Consider the following 19,675-nt stretch of genomic DNA (forward strand, 5'->3'; position numbering starts at 1 on the left):
TCCGCCACAAAAAGTAGGGGAAGAAGAAACTCTTCCCCGAGATTTTGCGGGTAGGATACCACGACATTTCCGCAGGTCAGCGGGGTCGGTCACCAACTCTTCGAGTCAGCCGCCGAAGCCGAAGTACCGTGCGATCCGTCCGCGTTTCGGTGCCGGTTCGGCTTCCTCGGTCACGGGTGTGCTCGGACCGTTCTGATCGCGATAGGCCGACAGATCGGTTTCCGTCGGCTCATAGTCGGATGGGTGGATCACGAAGCCGGTCACCGGGATTCGACGCGGATCGAGATCTGGTTCGACGACGGGCGGGGTGAACCGGAATCCGAGCCACGCCCGATTGGATTCCTCGGCGAACTGCGAGGGATGGAAGGGCAGCGCCATCGGTTCGGCGGGCACACCTTCGGCGTAGCGCAGCGGAACCTCACCACCCCAGAACGGGCCCTCGAAGGTGAACGGCAGTCCCTCGTCCTCGTCGATGTTGACCGGGTCGGCGGCGAACGAGCGGCGCAGGCTCCCCGATTCCCATCGGGCGAACACGCCGAGGGAGTCGTCGGGGTTGGTCCACAGCAAGGTCGACACCGCGCTCGGGCGGATCGTGGCGATCGTGCGGGTGAGGGTGGACGGTCGTCGCGTCGCGAACAGGGAACACGACACCACGGCCAACGGTCCGTAGCAGCCGGCGTAGACGTGGGAGTCCTGCGCGCCGGCAGCAGTGACCAGGTCGGTGTCGATGGCAGGCACGAGGACGCTGTCGCCGAAGATCTGGGTCGCAAGCTCCTGCGCGTGTCCGACGTCGTTGGGAAGGCCCTGCTCGACGTGGGCCCTGAGCGCATCGACGGGTTGGTCGGTGTCGATGAACCAGAGCGTGACGGCGCGCGCGGCCACCGGTCAGCTGCTCCCGTTGCTGCGCACGCCGAGCAGTACGTCCTCCCACGCAGGCACCGCGGGTTTACGCGATTTGCGTCGACGCTGCTTGTGATCGGCCGGGCCGCTGTCGGCACCTGCCGGGATGGGGTCGACAGCAGACTCCTCGGTGGAGGAATCCTGCGCGGGCGTCGGGTCGCTGGGGGCCGCGTCGGGCTCGGAAACGTCCCCGGGCCCGACGCGGGGATCGGGGTCCGCGACCGTGAAGTCTGTGGTCGAATGCACGGTCGCCGAATGATCGTCGGATTGGTTCGACGGCGGAACCTGATGCGACTCGTCATCGATCGCGTCGAAATCGAAGGGGACCGTGCCGTGTGCGTCGGAGTCGGGGAGCCGACGTTCGAGTCGGGCGCGTTGGGCGCCGATCACGGAGTTGGCGTCGACCGTGACCGCCTCATGTCCATCGGCGGCGACGTCGACCGGCGGGGTCAGCTCGGGGGTCGCAACCGGAGTCAGGCGACGTCGCGGGGCAATCCATTCCGGGTGGCTGAGCTCGTCGGCGAGGTCGTCGAGAGGGTCGACGGTGCCGCCGTGGGAGCCCGGTTGGAAGCGCCAGTGCGCAGCGTTGTCCGAGCGTCCGACCTGCCAGGTCACCTGGACGACCCAGTATCCGTCCTCGCCCTTCCACGCGTCCCAGGCTGCGTCCTGCGGATTCTGGCCGTAGGCCATGAGCGCTTCGGTGACGGACTCGTCGAGGGTCGACAGTGACGGGCCGTCGTGTCTGATCGGGTGAGCGTGGCCGGCCAGTTCGGCGGCGCGGGTGCGCTCCAGGAGCACCGGATGGGCGAAGCGTTCGATCTTGTCGACCGGCGCCCCGGCGATGGCCGCGACTTCGGCGACCGTGGCTCCCGCCCGGATGCGTGCTTGGATTTCGCGGGGTCTCAGTGCACTTTCCATCTCGATCTCGATCTGTCCCAATCGTGAGATGTCGCCGCGGGCCGCGGCTCGCAGACGTTCGTCGGAGGCGACGCGGAACTTCTCACCGGACTCAGGATCCTGGCAGATCACATGCGCGCCATCGGTTTCTACCCCGACGACCCGGAGCTCACGCATCTGCTCCTCCTCCGCTGAGTGCTGCAATTCCATCGCCACACTAACCGTTGCTCTGATGAATCCACGGTTGACACGCGGCAAAACCGCAGTTCAGAACTACTGTGGCCATAGATACACGCGTGATCGATGTGGTCATTGGTGTCCACGGTACGCGCGAAGTCAACCCCGCTCACACGGGGCGGCGTCGGTCAGAGACGCTCGACGATGTAGTCGATGCACTGGGTCAGTTTGGTGACGTCCTCGGGATCGATGGCCGGGAACATGCCGATGCGCAGCTGGTTGCGGCCGAGCTTGCGGTACGGCTCGGTGTCGACAACCCCGTTGGCGCGCAACGTCTTCGCGACGGCCGCGGCGTCCACCTCGTCGTCGAAGTCGATGGTGCCGACCACCTGGCTGCGATTCGACGGCTCCGCGACGAACGGTGTCGCGAACTCGCTCGCCTGCGCCCAGTCGTAGAGCCGCGAAGAGGAGTCAGCGGTGCGCGACACACACCAGTCGAGTCCGCCGTTGCCGTTCATCCACTCGATCTGATTCGCGAACAGCAGCAGCGATCCGACGGCAGGCGTGTTGTAGGTCTGGTTCTTGCTGCTGTTGTCGACCGCGGTCGGCAGCGACAGGAACTCCGGGCACCAGCGGTCGGTCTCCGCGATGCGTGCGACCCGCTCGAGGGCGGCCGGGCTCATCAGTGCAACCCAGAGTCCGCCGTCGGAGGCGAAGCACTTCTGCGGCGCGAAGTAGTAGACGTCGGCGTCGGCGATGTTCACCGGAAGACCGCCCGCACCCGAGGTCGCGTCGATCGCGATGAGCGCGTCGTCGGACTCGGCGGGGCGGACCACCGGCACGGCCACGCCGGTCGACGTCTCGTTGTGTGCCCAGCCGATCAGGTCGACGCCGCCGAAGTCATCGGCGGTCAGCGCGGCCGGATCGGGGGCGGTGCCGGGCTCGGTGGAGATGACCGCAGGCGAATCGAGGAACGGTGCCTTCTTGGCGACCGTCGCGAACTTCGATGAGAACTCGCCGTAGGTGAGGTGCAGCGACCGACGCTTGATCAGGCCGAACGCCGCGGCATCCCAGAACGCGGTGGTGCCGCCGTTGGACAGCACCACCTCGTAGCCGTCGGGCAGCGAGAACAGGTCGGCGAGACCGGCGCGAATGGAGCCGACGACGTTCTTCACCGGCGCCTGACGATGGCTGGTGCCGAACACCGATGCACCGGTGTCGACCAGCGACTGCAGCTGTTCGGGACGCACCTTCGACGGCCCGCAACCGAAGCGACCGTCGGCAGGCAACAGATCGGCGGGCAGGGTGATGGGTGCGGTGGCGGTATCGCTCATGCTCGCAATTCTAGGGTTGTGACCGCGACCACTATGGTGCGGCCCTGGTCGCCGCGTCGATCCCGGCCCGCCAACCGGGCGCGCGGCAACCGTCGGGCAATCCCGCGTCCTCGGTGTCGACGCCGCTCGCCGTCAACAGCCAGGCCAGGACAGCGTTCGAGTTCCACATCTCCGACGTCCCGGGTGCACGTCGGCCCCAGACGTGCGCAGGAACCGACGCGGTGAGTTCGACGACGCTCCGTGCAACGGTCTCGTCGTCGGGGACGGAGTGGCTTGCGATCGCGTACGCGAGGTCGGGGATCGGGCCGTCGCGCCAGCACCGGATCTCGTACCGGAACAACCTCGACCTTCCCAGGATGCGCAGGCCGACGGGGCCGGTCACCGTCACACCGCGATCGGCAGCGGGTACACCCCAGGCGGGCCTGTTCGACGACGTATCGCCGATGTCGACAGCCGACGCGACTCGTCAGTATCCGAAGCCGCCCGGTGGTATCCCGTGGGTCGGGTCCTTGGGGGCGTTCGCCATGAAGCCGCGTTGGGCCTGGCGGTAGTGGGCACGCCACTCGGGGAAGGCCATGAATCGGTGGCCTGCGCTGCGGCGATAGCTGCGGTACTGGATGTGAACGGTCCGGAACGTCCCCAACGACGCGAGTGCGAGCCGCCGGGCTTCGCCCACTGCCGCCGATTGTTCGTCCGCAGACAGTTCCGGTCCCTCGTCGGTGAAGATCGTCGTGATCGACCGCATGGCGCTCCCTGTCTGCTGCCTGCGAGTTTAGGCGGTCTCGGGCACGGTCGCCCGGATCGTCATGCGCCGGGATGACGTTGGCCGACATCTCACCCTTGACCGGGACTGAACGCGCGTTTAACGTATTAAACGTGCGTTCAACCACGGCCGACGACCGAACGACGCGTGCACGGATACGTGACGCGGCGATCGAGGTGTTTGCCCGTGACGGCTTCGACGCGACGGTGCGCACGATCGCCGACGCCGCGTCGGTCAGTCCGGGGCTGGTGATCCACCACTTCGGCAGCAAGGACAATCTCCGCGCCGAGTGCGACTCGTATGTCCTGACCCGCACCCGCGACGACAACCGGCGGAGCCTCGAGAAGGACGCAGGTGCATCGCCGTTCGGGGCGTTGTTGGCCCAGATGGACACCGTCGAAGACAGTGGCCCGCGCATCATCTACATCGTGCGGAGCCTCCAGTCCGGTGGTGCGATGGCGCGCGAGCTTCTCGACCACCTCGCCACCGACGGCGAGGCGACCTTACGGGCGGGCGTGGCCGCGGGCACCGTCAAACCCGCGATCGACGAGGCCGCCCGCGCCCGCTACCTGCTCGCGCAGTCGATGGGGGCGCTCCTCGTCGACGTCGTGATGTATCCGCCCGACGACTGGTCGGATGCCGGAGCCATCCTGCGGTCCTACGTCGATCGGGTGGTGGTCCCCGCCACCGAACTGGCGGTCCACGGCGTGATGGCCGACGAGAGTTTGCTCGATGCGGTGCTCGCGCACCGGACCGGCGCCAACCGAGAGGACGAAGGTCAATGAACACTCCGGTGATCGAGGTTGCGGGACTTCGCAAGCGGTTCGGGAGATTTCACGCTCTCGACGGCCTGGATCTCACCGTCGAACCCGGGGAGGTCGCGGGATTCCTCGGCCCCAACGGTTCGGGGAAGTCGACGACGATCCGGATTCTGCTGGGCATGTACCGCCACGACGGCGGTACCGCAAAGGTATTCGGACGGCATCCGCTGACCGATGCGGTGGCGATCCATCGGCGCCTCGCCTATGTGCCGGGCGATGTCAATCTGTGGCCGCAACTCACCGGCGGCGAATGTATCGATCTTCTGCTCTCCTTGCGCGAGGTTCGCTCCCAATCTGCCACTCGCAAAGCCGAACTCATCGAACGATTCGAACTCGACCCCACCAAGAAGGCGTCGACGTTGTCGAAGGGTAACCGGCAGAAGGTCGCGCTCGTCGCCGCGCTGTGTTCGGACAGTGAACTGCTGATCCTCGACGAACCGACCTCCGGACTCGACCCGCTGATGACACGTGAGTTCACGCAGTGTGTACGGGAGAGGGCCGCAACGGGATCCGCGGTTCTGATGTCGAGCCACATCCTCGCCGAGGTCGAGGAACTGTGCGAAACGGTGACCATCATCCGGGCCGGCAAGACGGTGCGGTCGGGCACGCTGACCGAGCTGCGGCATCTTCGGCGGTCGCGCGTCACGGTCACCCTCCGCGACGATCCGGCGGGCCTCGAACGTCTTGCCGCCGTCCACGATCTGGTCATCGACGGCCACCAGGCGACGTTCACCGTCGACGAATCCGGTCTTGCCGAGGTCACGCGTGCGCTGGCCAATCAAGGTGTGACAGCGCTCGCGGTCGAACCGCCCAGTCTGGAAGAGCTTTTCCTGCAAGCATATTCGGAGGCGTGATGACTGCACCTGCCGAATTGTTGATCTCCCGGGACGCGTTCGCCAACACGGGGAAACTGCTGCGGCTCATGCTGCGTCGCGAGCGCTGGACGATGCTGATCACGTTCGTGGTGTTCGTGGCGCTGAACGTGTCGACGGCAGCATCGATCGCCAGTGGGTATTCGACGACCCAGGAAAGGCTCGGAGCGCAAGCGGGTCTCGGCGGCAATGCCGCGTTCCGGTTCCTGCTCGGACCGCTGGACCACATCGATTCCACCGCGTCGATGACCGTGTGGCGGGCCGGCCTGTTCATGATCGCCGCGCTCGGTGTCTGTGTGGTGCTTCTGGTGGTTCGCCAGACCCGCAAGGAGGAGGAACTCGGGCGAACCGAACTGTTGCGGGCGTCGGTCACCGGGCCGCTGGCGCCCGTGGTCGCGGCGGCCGTCACCGCTCTGCTGTTCTCGGTGGTCGTGGCATTGGGTATGTCGCTCATGCTGTTTCCGCTCGGTGCGGGCCCGATGGATGTGGTCGCGGTGTTTGCCCAGTATGCGACGACGGGTCTGGCTGCGGCCGGGGCTGCGCTCGTCACGGCGCAGGTGGCGAAGACCTCGCACATCGCGAACTTGGCGGCCGCGTCGGTGGTGTTGGTGGGCTATCTCTTGCGCGGGGTCGCGGACGCGATCGACGGCTGGGATTGGCTGCGGTGGGTCACTCCGCTGGGCTGGGCGCAGTTGATCGACCCGTTCGGCGCCAACAACCTGTGGTTCGCGCTCGCGTCGATGGCGGTGTTCGTCTTCGGCCTGGCGTTGGCGTGCGGCGTGGTGATGCGGCGCGATATCGGCGCTGGACTCATCGCCCCGCGGCCAGGGCCGGCGTCGTCGGACCGACTGCGGTCGGTGCTGTCGATCCACGGGTGGCTGACGGTGCCGTTGCTCGCGTCATGGGCTGGTGGGGTGGCGGCATACGGGCTCATCGTCGGGTTCATGCAGCCCTCCGTCGAGCAATTGGCGTCGGGCAATTCACCTTTCGAGGATGTCGTGCGATCCTCCGAGCTCGGCGCAGACCTGAGCACACTGTTCGGGATGACGATGATGGGGTTCTTCGCGGTCGCCGCGAGTGCGTGGGCGGTGAATGTTGCCACCCGTATGCGTGCGGAAGAGGAGTCGTCGAGAACCGAGCTGATCCTGTCCAGTCCGACGTCGCGCACCCGCCAGCACCTCGCCTATGTCACGATCGCGGCGGGCGGTGTGGTGGTGATCCTGCTGTTGGCGGTCGCGGCGATGACGGTCGGGAATGCGATCGCGGGCGGCAATTGGTCGTCGGCCGGCTCCGATGCCCTGCGCGCCGGCGCGGCCCAGATTCCGGCATCGCTCGTCATGGCCTCTGTTGCTCTGGCGCTGTACGGTTTTCGATCGTCACTCGTGCCGGCCGGGTGGATTCTGGTGATCGCCGCACTGTTCTTGGGTCCGTTGTCGGGGATGTTCGGTCTCCCGCAGTGGGCCGAAGACCTCTCGCCGTTCACGCACACACCGCAGGTCCCGGTCGCGCGGATGCAGTGGACCCCGATCGTCGTGATGCTGTGTGTCGCCGCAGTGGTGACGGTCGCGGGATGGGCTGCCTTCCGCCGTCGCGACGTCGGCTGACCGTGACTTCGAATCGGTAGCATCAGTGCGCGTCTCGAGCTCACTATTGCTACGAATCCGAATTCAGGTTGTCAGAGACCGGGTTTCACCACATCGCCCCAGCCTTCGACGTCCTCCGGGCGTCGCGGTGCGGGGCCGGTGTAGATCGCGGCGGGTCGTACCAGCTTGCCGAGACGCTTCTGCTCGAGGATGTGCGCACACCAGCCGGCGGTGCGGCCACACGTGAACATGGCGGGCATCATGTGCGTGGGGACCTCGGCGAAGTCCAGGATCACCGCGGCCCAGAACTCGACGTTGGTCTCGATCGCGCGGTCGGGACGACGCTCACGCAATTCGGTGAGGGCGGCCTGCTCCAACGCGGCCGCCACCTCGTAGCGTGGAACGCCGAGATCCTTTGCGGTGCGACGCAATACGCGTGCACGCGGGTCCTCGGCCCGGTATACCCGGTGGCCGAAGCCCATCAGCTTCTCCTTGCGGTCGAGGATGCCCTTGACCAATGCGCGCGCGTCGCCGGTCTCCTCGACCTCCTCGATCATCGGTAGTACTCGCGCCGGAGCCCCACCGTGCAGCGGTCCCGACATCGCGCCGATCGCGCCCGACAACGATGCCGCGACGTCGGCGCCGGTCGACGCGATCACCCGCGCGGTGAATGTCGACGCGTTGAGTCCGTGTTCGGCGGCGCTCACCCAGTAGGCGTCGATCGCCGCGATGTGACGCGGGTCCGGGTCGCCCTTCCATCGGGTCATGAATCGCGCGGTGACGGTGTCGCATTCGTCGATGACGTGTTGCGGTACCGCTGGCTGATGGATGCCGCGCGCCGACTGCGCGACGTACGACAGCGCCATCACCGACGCCCGGGCGAGATTCTCGCGCGCGGTGGCGTCGTCGATGTCGAGAAGTGGTTCGTAACCCCAGATCGGGGCGAGCATCGCCAGTGCGGCTTGTACGTCTACGCGCACGTCGCCGGTGTGGATGGGCAGCGGGAACGGTTCGGCGGGCGGCAATCCGTCCCCGAACTTCCCGTCGACGAGCAGCGCCCACACGTCGGCGAAGGTGACCTTGTTCTCGACGAGGTCTTCGATGTCGACGCCGCGGTAGCGGAGATTGCCGCCATCCTTGTCGGGTTCGGCGATGTCGGTGGTGAACGCCACCACGCCTTCCAGACCGGGGACGAAGTCGTCGGGAACCGTGTTGGACATGCTGATCTACCCCTCGTCGACACGCCATCGTGTGCTGAGTTGATACGAACTAACTGAACTGTAGGACAGTCCGCCCCCGTCGGCATACCGGGGAGTAGCCTTTCCAAGGGTGGCGGACCAACCGATAGACCTTCCGAACATGCGCGTCGGGTATGGCGGCGGTATTCCGCCGAATATCGGCGAAGGGGACCGCGCCGCCGGTGCCGACGGCATCCGCGAGAATCTGGACCCGAGTTGGCTACGTGGTGATCCGCCCTGGCTCGAGCTGTTCACGGTGTGGCTGCGCGAAGCAGTCGACGCGCGCATCGCCGAACCGAATGCCATGGTGCTGGGCACCACCGACGCCGAGGGTCATCCCGCCACCCGCACCGTCCTGTGCAAGGGGGTCGACGCGAGTGGCATCGTCTTCTTCACCGGCTACGACTCCGACAAGGGCCGTGACCTCGCCGCCCATCCGTTCGCGTCGGTGACGTTTCCGTGGATCGCCCTCGAGCGTCAGGTGCATTTCCGTGGACCCGTCGAGCACGTGAGCATGGAGGAAACCGAGGCCTACTGGTTCAACCGGCCGCGCGGCTCGCAACTGTCGGCCCTGGCCTCCGACCAGTCCCGGCCCATCGGCACCCGCCCCGACCTCGAGGCGAAGGCCGCTGCCGTGGCCGAGCAGTTCGGTGGGTTCGACGGCGACGCAGACGTTCCGGTGCCACCCACCTGGGGTGGGTTCCGGCTGATTCCGACCGTCGTCGAGTTCTGGCAGGGCCGGGCGAATCGCCTGCACAACCGGGTACGACTCACGCACTCCGACGACGGCTGGCATGCGGCCCGGCTTCAGCCCTGACTCGTTGGGTCCGGTGACCGTCCATTGACCTGCGGGAATCTGTACGAGCCGGCCCGGCCGAGTGCACAGTGCAGTTCGTCGGACTGGGGAGTACAGCTTTCCAACCGTTACCTCGCCTAAGCTTCTCTGGTGCGACGTCTTCTCGCCGACACCACCCCGCTGCAGAATCCGTACTTCCGGCGGTTGTGGACGGCCAACATCATCACGGTCATCGGGGCACAGCTGACCATCGTCGCGGTGCCCGCACAGATCTACGTCATGACGGGGAGTTCGGCCTACGTCGGCCTGACGGGCGTGTTCGGTCTGGTGCCGTTGGTTGTCTTCGGGTTGTGGGGAGGCGCGCTCGCCGACGTCTTCGACCGTCGGACGCTGCTCGTCATCACCACGTCCGGCCTGATCGTCTGTAGTGCTCTCTTCTGGGCACAGTCGGCCATGGGTGTCCGGAATGTCTGGATCATCCTGGTGCTCTTCGCAATTCAGCAGGCATTCTTCGCCATCAACCAGCCGACGCGGACGGCCGTGCTCCCGCGGCTGCTCGACGATCGTGAGCTCCCGGCGGCGCTGTCGCTCAACATGACGGTGATGCAGGCGGGCGCGATCGCCGGGCCGCTGGTCGGCGGAGCCATGATCCCTGTGCTCGGCTATTCGCTGCTCTACTTCCTCGACACGATCTTCCTGATCCCGACGCTGTGGGCCGTCATCCGGCTGCCGTCGTTGCGACCCGAGAGCGACGACGCGCCCAAGGTGCCCGGCCTGCGGTCGGTGATCGATGGGCTGCGCTACCTGGGCGGCCACAAGATCCTGCTCGCGTCGTTCCTGGTGGATCTCATCGCGATGATCTTCGGCATGCCGCGGGCCTTGTTCCCGCAGATGGCGCACGAGAATTTCGGTGGTCCAACGGAGGGCGGCTGGGCGTTTGCGCTGCTGTTCACTGCCATATCGGCGGGCGCGGTGGTCGGCGGAATCTTCTCCGGCTGGGTCACACGGGTCAAGCGGCAGGGGCTCGCGGTGATCGTCTGCATCATCATCTGGGGTCTGGCGATCACCGGGACGGGCATCGCCGTCGGCCTCGCCGGAGGGACGGCCATCCCGATGCTTCCGATCACGCTTGTCCTGCTGATGATCGGCGGTGCCGCCGACATGGCGTCGGCCGCGTTCCGCCAGTCGATCCTGCTCGCCGCCGCCACCGACGAGGTGCGGGGTCGTCTGCAGGGCGTCTTCATCGTGGTTGTCGCGGGTGGACCGCGGATCGCGGACGTGTTACATGGTGCGGCGGCCGCGTCCTTCGGCGTCGCGGTGACGACAACGTTCGGCGGCATTGGCGTGGTGGTGCTGACCATCGTTGCGGCGCTGCTGATTCCGGCCTTCGTGCGCTACCGCGTCGGGCAGCCGAAGGGACGCGACGCCACACCGCCCACGGCCTGATCAGCGCGTTTGCCGATTCGATGTCACCATGGATGCCATGACCGCCGCCACCACCGGTTTTCGTGTGCCCATCGTCGACATCAGCGCGTACACCGCCAACGGGACTCCGGCCGACCGTGCGGTGGTGGCCGCCCAGATCGACGACGCAGCCAGTTCCGTTGGCTTCATCCAGATCGTCGGTCACGAGATCCCGTCCGCGGTGATCGACGAGTTCACCGCGGTGATGGACGACTTCTTCGCCCTGCCGCTCGAGGCCAAGAAGGCCTATCGCACTGCGCCGGAGATCAACCGCGGGTATGCGCCGCCGAAATCGGAGTCGCTGTCGCTGAGTCTCGGCCTCGAGTCGGCGGCCGGGATGAACGATTTCTTCGAGGCGTTCAATGTCGGCGTCGAGGCGGGCGAGTATCCCGAGCTGGAACTCCCCGCCGATCAGTACGCCGACAACACCTGGCCGCAGGTCGACCACTTCCAGGCCGCGGTGTCGACCTATTTCTCCGAGGCCCGACGCGTGGCGCACACCCTGACGCGGATCTTCGCCGACGCCCTCGACATCCCGCCGGACTTCTTCGACGGCTACACCGACCATTCGCTCGATGTCCTGCGCATGAACAACTACGCGCTCGAGCCGGGTGAGGTAACGCTGGATGGTGAACTGACCGGGATGGGCGAGCACACGGACTACGGCATCGTCACCGTGCTGTGGGCCGATCAGGTCCGCGGCCTGCAGGTGCTCGACCCTAACGGACAGTGGCAGGACGTCACACCCACCGAGGGAGCGCTGCTGATCAATCTCGGCGACCTGATGGCGCGCTGGACCAACGAACGCTGGATGTCGACGCTGCATCGGGTCAAACCACCCATCGTCGACGGCACCATCCAGCGTCGACGTTCGGCGGCCTACTTCCACGACGGCAACATCGACGCGACGATCTCCACCTTGCCGTCCTGCGTCGGCGCGGGCAGCCGCTACTCGCCGATCACCGTCGGCGAGCACATCGGCGCCAAGTTGGCGGGTTCGCGTGCGGGACAATCGAATCCATACGCCAAGCGGGAGGCTGCCCGAGTCCAGCGCGCGATGCAGCGCGGTCTCGGCCAGCAGTAGATCAGCTGACGTGCCCCGGATAGGTGGCACGACGCGCAGCGTGCACGGGGCAGTAGTGCATGGGATTGTCGCGTTCGGATTCCGGTGGCAGATTCCGCGTCGGTGATTCGACCAGCGGGGCGTCGGCGGCGACGCGACCATTCACCCGGTCCCAGGCGTCGCGGGCGCGGGGATGCAGCCGATAGCGACGCGGCGTTGCGGCCATGACGAACGCGACCAGCTTGCCGAACCGGACGAACCACCGCTGGTCGCGCTCCGACCAACTCAAGCCCATCATCTCGCGCACCGGCTCGTCGTAGAGGCCGGTGGTGATCCAGCCGAAGAAGCGTTGCGGCCCCACCGAGATGCGCCGCCACATCGGTGCAGGCACCCACGACATGAACGGCCGCGGTGGCAAGGTGGAGATGTCCAGAACGGTCCGCACGGCGGCATGGTCACGAAGAACGTTGCGGCACATGTGGTCCCAGTACTCGAGGAACTCCGTAGGTGTCCGGGCAGGGCCGCATCGATACCCCGTACATCGCATACCAGGTCTGCGATTCGGAGAACAGCTGTCGCTTCTGTTCTTCGGTGATGCGCGGACCGAAGATCTCGGCACTGCGGACCGCCCCGTACCAAAACGTGGCGTGTGCCCAATAGAAGACGTCGGGATCGAGCGCGTGATAACGAGACCCGTCCTCCGTCACACCCTTGACGGTGCGGTGATAGTCGCGAACCTCGTGACCGGTGTCGGTGGTGCCGTCGAACACGGTGCCCATGATCGGGTACAGGGAGCGCATCAGGCGCTGCCATCGTTCGCCGAAGAAATCCGAGTGATCCCACACGGCCGCACCGAGTTTCGGGTGCATGTTCTGCATCGAGCCAGACCACAGTCCCGACACCATGCCACGCCAGTCGCCAAAGAAGTGCCACGTGGCCGAATCCGGTCCGAGCGGTGTGTACGAATCAGCCGACCGTTGCTCGACGTCGGCCGACATCAACGGGTTTCGCTGACATGGCCCGGGTAGGTGGCTCGCCGGGCGGCGCCGACCGGGCAGTAATGCATCGGATTGTCGCGTTCGTTCTCCGGCGGCAGGTTGCGCGCCGGTGTCTGCACCAGCGGAGCGTCCTTGGCGACGCGGCCGCTGACCCGATCCCAGGCGTCACGCGGACGAGGATGGCGCAGATAGCGTTTCGGGGTCAGGCGGTGCATCACGAGGTTGACGACCTTGCCCAGCAGCCGGAAACGTCGCTCGTCGCGCTCGGTCCACGGCAGGTTCATCATCTCGCGGATCGACTCGTCGTAGAAGCCGGTGGTCAGCCAGGTGAAGAACCGCTGATTGGTGGGCACCATGAACTTGTGCCAGATGCCGTCGGGGATGAACGACAGGAACGGCGGCGGCGGGAGCACGGAGATGTCGAGGACCACCCGAACCGACTCGTGGTCGCGAAGAACGTTGCGGCACATGTGGTCCCAGTACTCGAGGAAGTCCTCGTAGGTTTCCGGGACCGGGCGCATGGACACGCCGTACTGGGCGTACCAGGCCTTGGACTCCTCGAACAGTTGCCGCTTCTGGTCCTCGGTGAGCCACGGACCGAACCGCTCGCAGAGGCGGACGTTGCCGTACCAGAAGGTTGCATGTGCCCAGTAGAAGACGTCGGGATCGAGAGCGTGGTAGCGCGAGCCGTCGGGCATCGTGCCCTTGATCTCGCGATGGTAGTCACGCACCTCGTGCCCGGTCTCCGCGCCGGCCACGCTGTCGAAGACGACGCCGCTGATGGGATACAGCGACCGCATCAGGCGCTGCCAGCGTTCGCCGAAAAAGTCCGAGTGGTCCCAGACGGCGGCGCCGAGCTTGGGGTGCATGTTCTGCATCGAACCGGCCCACAGTCCCTGGAACATGCCGGTCCAGGTGCCCCAGATCTGCCAGGTGAGGGAGTCGGGACCCAAGGGCGGGTACTCGCTGGTGTTCTTGGCGCCGGTGGTGGCGATCGTGTCGGCACCAATCGAGCCCTCGTCGTCCATGTGGTGCATCGGGCAGGTGGCCGCGGAGTCGTTGAGAAGCTCGGTCATGAGACGAAAGTTTATGTTCGTCTCAATCAGGTGTCAACGAGCCGGGTCAGCGTCGTCGGAACCGGATCGTCGAACCAGGGACCAGCTGCGCCGCGAGATCGATCGACGCGGCGTCGAGGACCGCGATCACCGGATAGCCGCCGGTCACCGGGTGATCGGCGAGGAAGATGACCGGCCGCCCGTTGGGCGGGACCTGGACCGATCCGTGCACGATGCCCTCGGATCGCAGTTCCTCGGCGTCCGGACGATGTGTGATCAACGGCTCGTCGGAGTTCTGAATTCGGCCGAGCCGGACGCCCACGCGGTTACTCTCCGCTCCCACTTCCCAGCGCCCCGTGAACAGCGCGGCGGGTTCTGCGACGTGGCTGGTGCGCGGACCGGGGGAGCAGATGAGTACTGGCACCGCTGCGTGTGTGGAGTCCCGCGGCGCCGACGACACCTCCGGCCACTCGCCGGCGTCCGTGCCGACCGGCAGCCGGTCGCCGGCGGCCAGCGCGTCGGGACCCAAACCCGACAGCACATCGGTGGACCGCGAGCCGAGGACCGCCGGCACGTCGAAGCCGCCGCGGACCGCGAGGTAGTTGCGGCATCCCCACGTCGGTGGGTCGACGGTCAGTTCGGCCCCGGCGCGCAACACGATGCCGGCGGCGAGCCCGACCGGCGTGCCCGCGAGGCGCACGGTGGCCTCCGCGCCGGTCACCGCCACCAGGACGTCGGTGTCGGCGCGCAACCGCAACCCGCCGAAGGTCGACTCGACGGCCGCCGCCGAGATGCGGTTGCCCACAAGGCGATTGGCCAGGGTGAGCGCGGCGCGGTCGGCGCCGCCGGAACCGGGCACCCCGAGATGTGCGTACCCGGGACGGCCGAGGTCCTGGATCGTCGCCAGCGGTCCGGTGGCGACGACGGTCACGACCGTCATGTGCGGGCCTCGACGAACCGGACGATCGTGCCCGGCGCCAGCAGCGCGGGCGGCGTCGCGGTCTGATCCCAGAGCGCAATTTCTGTGCGGCCCAACAATTGCCAGCCACCCGGGCTCTGCCGGGGGTAGACGGCGCTGTAGCCTGCGGCGATCGCGACCGCCCCCTCGGGTACCCGCGTGCGCGGCTCGGAGCGCCGACCGACGGTGGCAAACGGGTCCGACGCCGGATCCGCCGCTACCAGATATCCGAAACCCGGTGCGAAGCCCATGAATTGGACTCGCCAGGAGGTGTCGCGGTGCAATCGGCCCACCTCCTCGGCGGAGGTGTCGAGCAACCGTGCCACGTCGTTGATGTCGTCGCCGTCGTAGATCACCGGGATCTCGACCTCGGCCGGCGCTCGCGCGGGATCATCCCGCGCGCGACCCGATCGCAGCGCCCGATGAACTCCCAGCACATCGATGCCGCGTCCCGGGGTTGCCTGCACCACGACCGTATGGGCGCTGGGGATCACGTCGGTGACGTGGACGAGCCCGCCCGCCTCGATGGCCGCCCGCAGTGCCGACACCGCAGCCAGAACAGCGTCGGTGGGCGACTCGTCGAGCGCGAAATCGAGCACCACCGCGTCGTGACCGGCCGGCAACTCCCGCATGAACCGAGCCTACCGGCGTGGAACGCCCCGAGCGGGTATCACGCAGTGGCACACTGGGCCCGTGACATGCGTCGATCGGATGGCTCGATGAGGGAGATCGTCGTCTGCGGTGAGGCGCTGGTCGACGTCGTGGCGACCGATCGCGTGGCACGTGGGTCGGGGCGCCCCCTGTCGCCGCTGCAGCCCGCACTCGGGGGCGGCCCGTTCAACGTTGCGGTGACGCTCGGTCGGCTGGGCAGTGCGGTGTCGTTTCTCTCAGCGGTGTCGTCGGACACATATGGCACCGCAATCCTCGACGCCCTCCAGGCCAGTGGCGTGGGAACCGCGTTCGTCCAGCGCCGCGACGAGCCCACCTCACTCGCGCTGGCGACGATCGGTGACGATGGTGCTGCGCACTACTCGTTCTACGTCGGGGGCACCGCGGATCGTGCGGTCGGCGACCCGGGTTCGTTGCCGGCGACCGTTGCCGCCGTTTGTTTCGGCACGCTCTCGCTGGTGTTGGAGCCGGGCGCGACGGTGTACGAGAACCTGCTGCGCCATTGCCACGACGACGGTCGGCTGGTGGCCCTCGACCCGAACATCCGCGCGGCCGTGATCGACGACGCCGACGCCTATCGCCGCAGGTTCCGGGCCTGGATGCCCTTCGTCGACGTCGTGAAACTATCCGACGAGGACGCCGCGTTCCTGGCGTCCGGGACCGATGGAAGTGGTGCGCAGGACTGGATCGACAACGGGGTCACCGCGGTCGTGACCACCGCCGGAGCCGACGGCCTGAGCATCCGGACCGCCGGCGACACCGTGACAGTGTCTGCGCCCGAGGTCGACGTCGTCGACACCATCGGGGCCGGCGACAGCATCATGGGCGGCGTCCTGCACGGGCTCGACCGGCTCGGCGCGCTCACTCCCGCAGCCGTCGGTTCGCTGGGGTCCGAACAGTGGCGCAGCGTCGCCGAATTCGCAGTTCACGTCGCTGCGGTGACCGTCACCCGCCCGGGCGCGGACCCTCCGTGGGCGAGCGAGCTCAGAAGCGACTAGGTTTATACCTGTATGTCCCACCCGGACATCGTCAACTCTGACCTGAGCAAAGGGGTTCGTGTGTCTGCTGAAACAGTCCCAGCCGACCAGGCATCCGACACCGCATCAGCAACCGTCACCTACCCCGGTGGACAGCTGGAGCTGCCGATCCTGAAGGCCACCGAGGGCAGCGACTCCGTCGCACTCGGAAAGTTCCTCGCCGAGACCGGCCTGACCACGTTCGACGGTGGTTTCGTCAACACTGCGTCGACCAAGTCTGCGATCACCTACATCGACGGCGACGTGGGCATCCTGCGCTATCGCGGAATCCCGATCGAGCAGCTGGCCGAGAGTTCGACCTTCATCGAGGTCAGCTACCTGCTCATCTACGGTGAGCTCCCGACGCCGTCGCAGCTCGAAGAGTTCACCACCAAAATCCAGCGCCACACGTTGCTGCACGAGGACCTCAAGCGGTTCTTCGACGGATTCCCGCGCAACGCGCATCCGATGCCGGTGCTCTCGAGTGCGGTGAACGCACTGAGCGCCTACTACCAGGACTCGCTCGACCCGAAGGATCCGGAGCAGGTCGAGTTGTCGACGATCCGTCTTCTGGCCAAGCTCCCGACCATTGCTGCTTACGCCTTCAAGAAGTCGTCGGGCCAGCCGTTCCTCTACCCGGACAACTCGCTGAGCCTGGTCGAGAACTTCCTGCGGATGACCTTCGGCTTCCCGGCCGAGCCCTACGAGGTCAATCCCGAGGTCGCCAAGGCCCTCGACATGCTGTTCATCCTGCACGCCGATCACGAGCAGAACTGCTCGACGTCGACGGTGCGTCTGGTCGGCTCGTCGCAGGCCAACCTGTTCACCTCGATCTCCGGCGGCATCAACGCACTCTGGGGTCCGCTGCACGGCGGCGCCAACCAGGCCGTGCTCGAAATGCTGGACGACATCAAGGCTTCCGGTGGTGACACCAAGGAGTTCATGACCAAGGTCAAGAACAAAGAAGCCGGCGTCAAGCTGATGGGCTTCGGTCACCGCGTGTACAAGAACTATGATCCGCGTGCCGCGATCGTGAAGAAGACCGCCGACACGATCCTGGAATCCCTTGGCGTGCAGGACGATCTGCTCGACATCGCCAAGGGCCTCGAAGAGGTCGCGCTGTCCGACGACTACTTCATCGAACGCAAGCTGTACCCGAACGTGGACTTCTACACCGGGGTCATCTACCGCGCCATGGGATTCCCGACGCGCATGTTCACCGTGCTGTTCGCACTCGGACGTCTGCCCGGGTGGATCGCGCACTGGCGCGAGATGAATCAGGATCCCGCCGGCAAGATCGGCCGTCCGCGCCAGCTCTACACCGGTTACACCGAACGCGACTACGTCTCCATGGGTGACCGCTGACGCGTCCTGCGCACCTCTGATCCGAACGACTCAAAGGAGAGTCCAGTGACCAGTACCGAAAAGCCCGAAGTCGAATTCCAGGACGGCCCCGCGCCCGCCGAGCTGACCATCAAGGATCTGGTGATCGGCGACGGTGAAGAGGCCCAGCGTGGTGGGATCGTCGACGTCCATTACGTGGGAGTCGACTTCGAGTCCGGTGAAGAGTTCGATTCGTCCTGGGATCGCGGTCAGTCGGCCAACTTCCCGCTCGACCGGCTGATTCCGGGATGGCAGGAAGGGATTCCCGGCATGAAGGTCGGAGGGCGCCGTCAGCTGACGGTGCCGCCGGAGCTTGCCTACGGACCTGCCGGTGCCGGACACCGACTCTCCGGGCGCACTCTCGTCTTCGTCATCGACCTGCTGGGTGTCTGACACTTCTCTCCTGTGGTTGCGCCGCGACCTGCGGCTCGACGACCTTCCTGCGGCTGTGGCCGCGGCCGAACGTGGTCGTGTCCTGGTCTGTTTCGTCCTCGACCCGCTGCTGGAGAAGTCGTCGGGCGAGCGTCGCCTCGCGTTCTTGTTCGACTCGTTGCGTGAGCTGAACACCAAGCTCGACGGCAATTTGCTCGTGGTCCGTGGCCGGCCGGAGGTCGAGGTCCCGCGGCTGGTTGCGTCGGTAGACGCCGGTTCTGTTCATGTGAGCGAAGACTTTTCGCCGTTCGGGCGCAGGCGCGACGACGCCGTCGTGCGCGAACTCGGTGACGTGGCGTTCGAGTCGCTAGGGTCGCCGTATCTGGTGTCGCCGGGACGCATCACCAAGTCCGACGGTGAACCGTACAAGGTGTTCACGCCCTTCTTCCGGCAGTGGCGCGAGCACGGTTGGCGCAAGCCTGCGGGTCCGTTTGAGGCGTCGGACGTTGTCGATCCCAGCGATATTCGGAAGTCGGGTCGCATCCGCGTGCCGGCGTCCCCGACGAAGATCGACGTGGTTGCGGGGGAGGACGCCGCGCGTGCACGGTGGAACGAGTTCGTGGCGGAGGATCTCGACGGATACGACTCCGACCGTGACCGTCCCGATCTCGACGCGAGCAGCCGGATGTCGGTCTACCTGAAGTACGGAAACATCCATCCGCGCACGATGGCCGCCGATCTCGACGGGCGGAATCCTTCTGCCGCAGCCTATCTCCGCGAGCTGGCGTTTCGGGACTTCTACGCCGACGTGCTGTATCACTGGCCGGACAGTCTGTGGCACAACTGGAACAGCGGATTCGACGACATCGATCTCGACACCGACAAGGACGCCGAACGCCGATTCGACGCCTGGCGGGAGGGTCGCACCGGCTTCCCGATCGTCGACGCCGGGATGCGTCAACTGGCGCAGACCGGCTTCATGCACAACCGCGTTCGAATGATCACGGCGTCGTTCCTGGTGAAGGACCTGCATCTGCCGTGGTGGTGGGGTGCCCGCTGGTTCCTCGACCAGCTCGTCGACGGCGACATGGCATCGAACCAGCACGGCTGGCAGTGGGCGGCCGGCACCGGAACCGATGCGGCACCGTACTTTCGGGTGTTCAACCCGGAGACACAGGCCAAGAAGTTCGATCCCGACGGTGAGTACGTCGCACGCTGGGTACCCGAGGTCGGTACCGCCGACTACCCCGAACCCATCGTCGACCACAAGGCCGAACGCGAAGAGGCGCTGCGGCGCTACCGTTCTCTGTGACCAC

19 protein-coding genes and 1 pseudogene are annotated in these 19,675 nt (G+C 66.5%); 10 read left to right on the forward strand and 10 right to left on the reverse strand.

Going from position 1 to position 19,675, the window contains the following annotated elements:
* Positions 1-105: 105 nt before the first annotated feature.
* From ACWDTF_RS22410 to ACWDTF_RS22430, 5 genes are all read right to left on the reverse strand, one after another.
* On the reverse strand, positions 106-882 hold the full coding sequence (locus ACWDTF_RS22410; protein ID WP_240857674.1) for a DUF6928 family protein: 777 nt from the start codon (positions 880-882) through the stop codon (positions 106-108).
* Between the two features lie 3 nt (positions 883-885).
* On the reverse strand, positions 886-1,974 hold the full coding sequence (gene sepH, locus ACWDTF_RS22415) for a septation protein SepH (protein ID WP_355279365.1): 1,089 nt from the start codon (positions 1,972-1,974) through the stop codon (positions 886-888).
* Between the two features lie 188 nt (positions 1,975-2,162).
* On the reverse strand, positions 2,163-3,308 hold the full coding sequence (gene serC / locus ACWDTF_RS22420; RefSeq protein ID WP_240857672.1) for a phosphoserine transaminase: 1,146 nt from the start codon (positions 3,306-3,308) through the stop codon (positions 2,163-2,165).
* Between the two features lie 31 nt (positions 3,309-3,339).
* Positions 3,340-3,690, reverse strand: coding sequence for a hypothetical protein (locus ACWDTF_RS22425; protein ID WP_355279363.1), 351 nt, complete (start codon positions 3,688-3,690; stop codon positions 3,340-3,342).
* A gap of 84 nt (positions 3,691-3,774) precedes the next feature.
* The gene (locus tag ACWDTF_RS22430) at positions 3,775-4,053 is read right to left on the reverse strand and encodes a hypothetical protein (RefSeq protein WP_355279361.1); all 279 of its coding nucleotides are present in this window, start codon (positions 4,051-4,053) and stop codon (positions 3,775-3,777) included.
* Positions 4,054-4,184: 131 nt separating this feature from the next.
* On the opposite strand from ACWDTF_RS22430, the gene ACWDTF_RS22435 reads away from it, so the two are divergent.
* Genes ACWDTF_RS22435 through ACWDTF_RS22445 form a run of 3 tightly spaced genes read left to right on the forward strand, consistent with a single transcriptional unit; the run spans position 4,185 to position 7,368 of the window.
* On the forward strand, positions 4,185-4,856 hold the full coding sequence (locus ACWDTF_RS22435) for a TetR/AcrR family transcriptional regulator (protein ID WP_240857670.1): 672 nt from the start codon (positions 4,185-4,187) through the stop codon (positions 4,854-4,856).
* Positions 4,853-5,746, forward strand: a complete 894-nt coding sequence (locus tag ACWDTF_RS22440) for an ABC transporter ATP-binding protein (protein ID WP_240857669.1) — start codon at positions 4,853-4,855, stop codon at positions 5,744-5,746. Before ACWDTF_RS22435 ends, ACWDTF_RS22440 begins: the two co-directional genes overlap by 4 nt.
* Positions 5,746-7,368 carry an ABC transporter permease gene (locus ACWDTF_RS22445; RefSeq protein ID WP_355279358.1) on the forward strand — a complete coding sequence of 541 codons (1,623 nt, stop codon included), beginning with the start codon at positions 5,746-5,748 and terminating at the stop codon, positions 7,366-7,368. Before ACWDTF_RS22440 ends, ACWDTF_RS22445 begins: the two co-directional genes overlap by 1 nt.
* 71 nt (positions 7,369-7,439) lie before the next feature.
* Here ACWDTF_RS22445 and ACWDTF_RS22450 read toward each other — a convergent pair whose 3' ends face one another.
* Positions 7,440-8,567 carry a citrate synthase 2 gene (locus ACWDTF_RS22450; protein WP_240857666.1) on the reverse strand — a complete coding sequence of 376 codons (1,128 nt, stop codon included), beginning with the start codon at positions 8,565-8,567 and terminating at the stop codon, positions 7,440-7,442.
* 139 nt (positions 8,568-8,706) lie between these two features.
* Between ACWDTF_RS22450 and pdxH the strand changes: the two genes are divergently transcribed.
* From pdxH to ACWDTF_RS22465, 3 genes are all read left to right on the forward strand, one after another.
* The gene (gene pdxH, locus ACWDTF_RS22455) at positions 8,707-9,402 is read left to right on the forward strand and encodes a pyridoxamine 5'-phosphate oxidase (protein WP_433259422.1); all 696 of its coding nucleotides are present in this window, start codon (positions 8,707-8,709) and stop codon (positions 9,400-9,402) included.
* A gap of 129 nt (positions 9,403-9,531) precedes the next feature.
* Complete coding sequence (locus ACWDTF_RS22460) at positions 9,532-10,827, forward strand: MFS transporter (RefSeq protein ID WP_355279353.1); 1,296 nt, start codon at positions 9,532-9,534, stop codon at positions 10,825-10,827.
* Positions 10,828-10,855: 28 nt separating this feature from the next.
* Positions 10,856-11,929, forward strand: a complete 1,074-nt coding sequence (locus tag ACWDTF_RS22465; RefSeq protein ID WP_449755093.1) for an isopenicillin N synthase family dioxygenase — start codon at positions 10,856-10,858, stop codon at positions 11,927-11,929.
* Position 11,930: 1 nt separating this feature from the next.
* Here the strand turns inward: ACWDTF_RS22465 and ACWDTF_RS22470 are convergent.
* The 4 genes and pseudogenes from ACWDTF_RS22470 to ACWDTF_RS22485 all read right to left on the reverse strand — a co-directional run bounded on the left by ACWDTF_RS22470 (position 11,931) and on the right by ACWDTF_RS22485 (position 15,551).
* A pseudogene (locus ACWDTF_RS22470) lies at positions 11,931-12,906 on the reverse strand (oxygenase MpaB family protein).
* The gene (locus ACWDTF_RS22475; protein ID WP_240857662.1) at positions 12,906-13,982 is read right to left on the reverse strand and encodes an oxygenase MpaB family protein; all 1,077 of its coding nucleotides are present in this window, start codon (positions 13,980-13,982) and stop codon (positions 12,906-12,908) included. Before ACWDTF_RS22475 ends, ACWDTF_RS22470 begins: the two are co-directional and overlap by 1 nt.
* Positions 13,983-14,028: 46 nt before the next feature.
* A complete protein-coding gene (locus tag ACWDTF_RS22480; protein ID WP_240857661.1) occupies positions 14,029-14,901 on the reverse strand; it encodes a 5-oxoprolinase subunit C family protein in 873 nt (290 codons plus the stop codon).
* Positions 14,898-15,551, reverse strand: coding sequence for a 5-oxoprolinase subunit B family protein (locus tag ACWDTF_RS22485; protein ID WP_355279285.1), 654 nt, complete (start codon positions 15,549-15,551; stop codon positions 14,898-14,900). The genes ACWDTF_RS22480 and ACWDTF_RS22485 overlap by 4 nt, the downstream gene beginning before the upstream one ends.
* An 87-nt stretch (positions 15,552-15,638) precedes the next feature.
* On the opposite strand from ACWDTF_RS22485, the gene ACWDTF_RS22490 reads away from it, so the two are divergent.
* The 4 genes from ACWDTF_RS22490 to ACWDTF_RS22505 are packed head-to-tail and all read left to right on the forward strand — an operon-like array spanning position 15,639 to position 19,671.
* The gene (locus ACWDTF_RS22490) at positions 15,639-16,586 is read left to right on the forward strand and encodes a carbohydrate kinase family protein (RefSeq protein WP_449755094.1); all 948 of its coding nucleotides are present in this window, start codon (positions 15,639-15,641) and stop codon (positions 16,584-16,586) included.
* Between the two features lie 60 nt (positions 16,587-16,646).
* Entirely contained in the window at positions 16,647-17,969 is a 1,323-nt protein-coding gene (locus ACWDTF_RS22495) for a citrate synthase (protein ID WP_240857658.1), read from the forward strand.
* A gap of 45 nt (positions 17,970-18,014) precedes the next feature.
* Positions 18,015-18,380, forward strand: coding sequence for an FKBP-type peptidyl-prolyl cis-trans isomerase (locus ACWDTF_RS22500; RefSeq protein WP_240857657.1), 366 nt, complete (start codon positions 18,015-18,017; stop codon positions 18,378-18,380).
* 16 nt (positions 18,381-18,396) lie between these two features.
* On the forward strand, positions 18,397-19,671 hold the full coding sequence (locus ACWDTF_RS22505; RefSeq protein WP_449755103.1) for a cryptochrome/photolyase family protein: 1,275 nt from the start codon (positions 18,397-18,399) through the stop codon (positions 19,669-19,671).
* The last annotated feature ends 4 nt before the right edge of the window (positions 19,672-19,675 follow it).

This window comes from Gordonia sp. NPDC003422 (assembly GCF_053588675.1).

Bases quoted from the DNA above. Each gene is read 5' to 3' on its own strand.
- ACWDTF_RS22430 (WP_355279361.1), bottom strand. From the start codon at position 4,053: ATGCGGTCGATCACGACGATCTTCACCGACGAGGGACCGGAACTGTCT.
- ACWDTF_RS22440 (WP_240857669.1), top strand. From the start codon at position 4,853: ATGAACACTCCGGTGATCGAGGTTGCGGGACTTCGCAAGCGGTTCGGG.
- serC (WP_240857672.1), bottom strand. From the start codon at position 3,308: ATGAGCGATACCGCCACCGCACCCATCACCCTGCCCGCCGATCTGTTG.
- ACWDTF_RS22490 (WP_449755094.1), top strand. From the start codon at position 15,639: ATGAGGGAGATCGTCGTCTGCGGTGAGGCGCTGGTCGACGTCGTGGCG.
- pdxH (WP_433259422.1), top strand. From the start codon at position 8,707: ATGCGCGTCGGGTATGGCGGCGGTATTCCGCCGAATATCGGCGAAGGG.
- ACWDTF_RS22465 (WP_449755093.1), top strand. From the start codon at position 10,856: ATGGATGCCATGACCGCCGCCACCACCGGTTTTCGTGTGCCCATCGTC.
- ACWDTF_RS22445 (WP_355279358.1), top strand. From the start codon at position 5,746: ATGACTGCACCTGCCGAATTGTTGATCTCCCGGGACGCGTTCGCCAAC.
- ACWDTF_RS22450 (WP_240857666.1), bottom strand. From the start codon at position 8,567: ATGTCCAACACGGTTCCCGACGACTTCGTCCCCGGTCTGGAAGGCGTG.
- ACWDTF_RS22475 (WP_240857662.1), bottom strand. From the start codon at position 13,982: ATGACCGAGCTTCTCAACGACTCCGCGGCCACCTGCCCGATGCACCAC.
- ACWDTF_RS22485 (WP_355279285.1), bottom strand. From the start codon at position 15,551: ATGCGGGAGTTGCCGGCCGGTCACGACGCGGTGGTGCTCGATTTCGCG.
- sepH (WP_355279365.1), bottom strand. From the start codon at position 1,974: ATGCGTGAGCTCCGGGTCGTCGGGGTAGAAACCGATGGCGCGCATGTG.
- ACWDTF_RS22480 (WP_240857661.1), bottom strand. From the start codon at position 14,901: ATGACGGTCGTGACCGTCGTCGCCACCGGACCGCTGGCGACGATCCAG.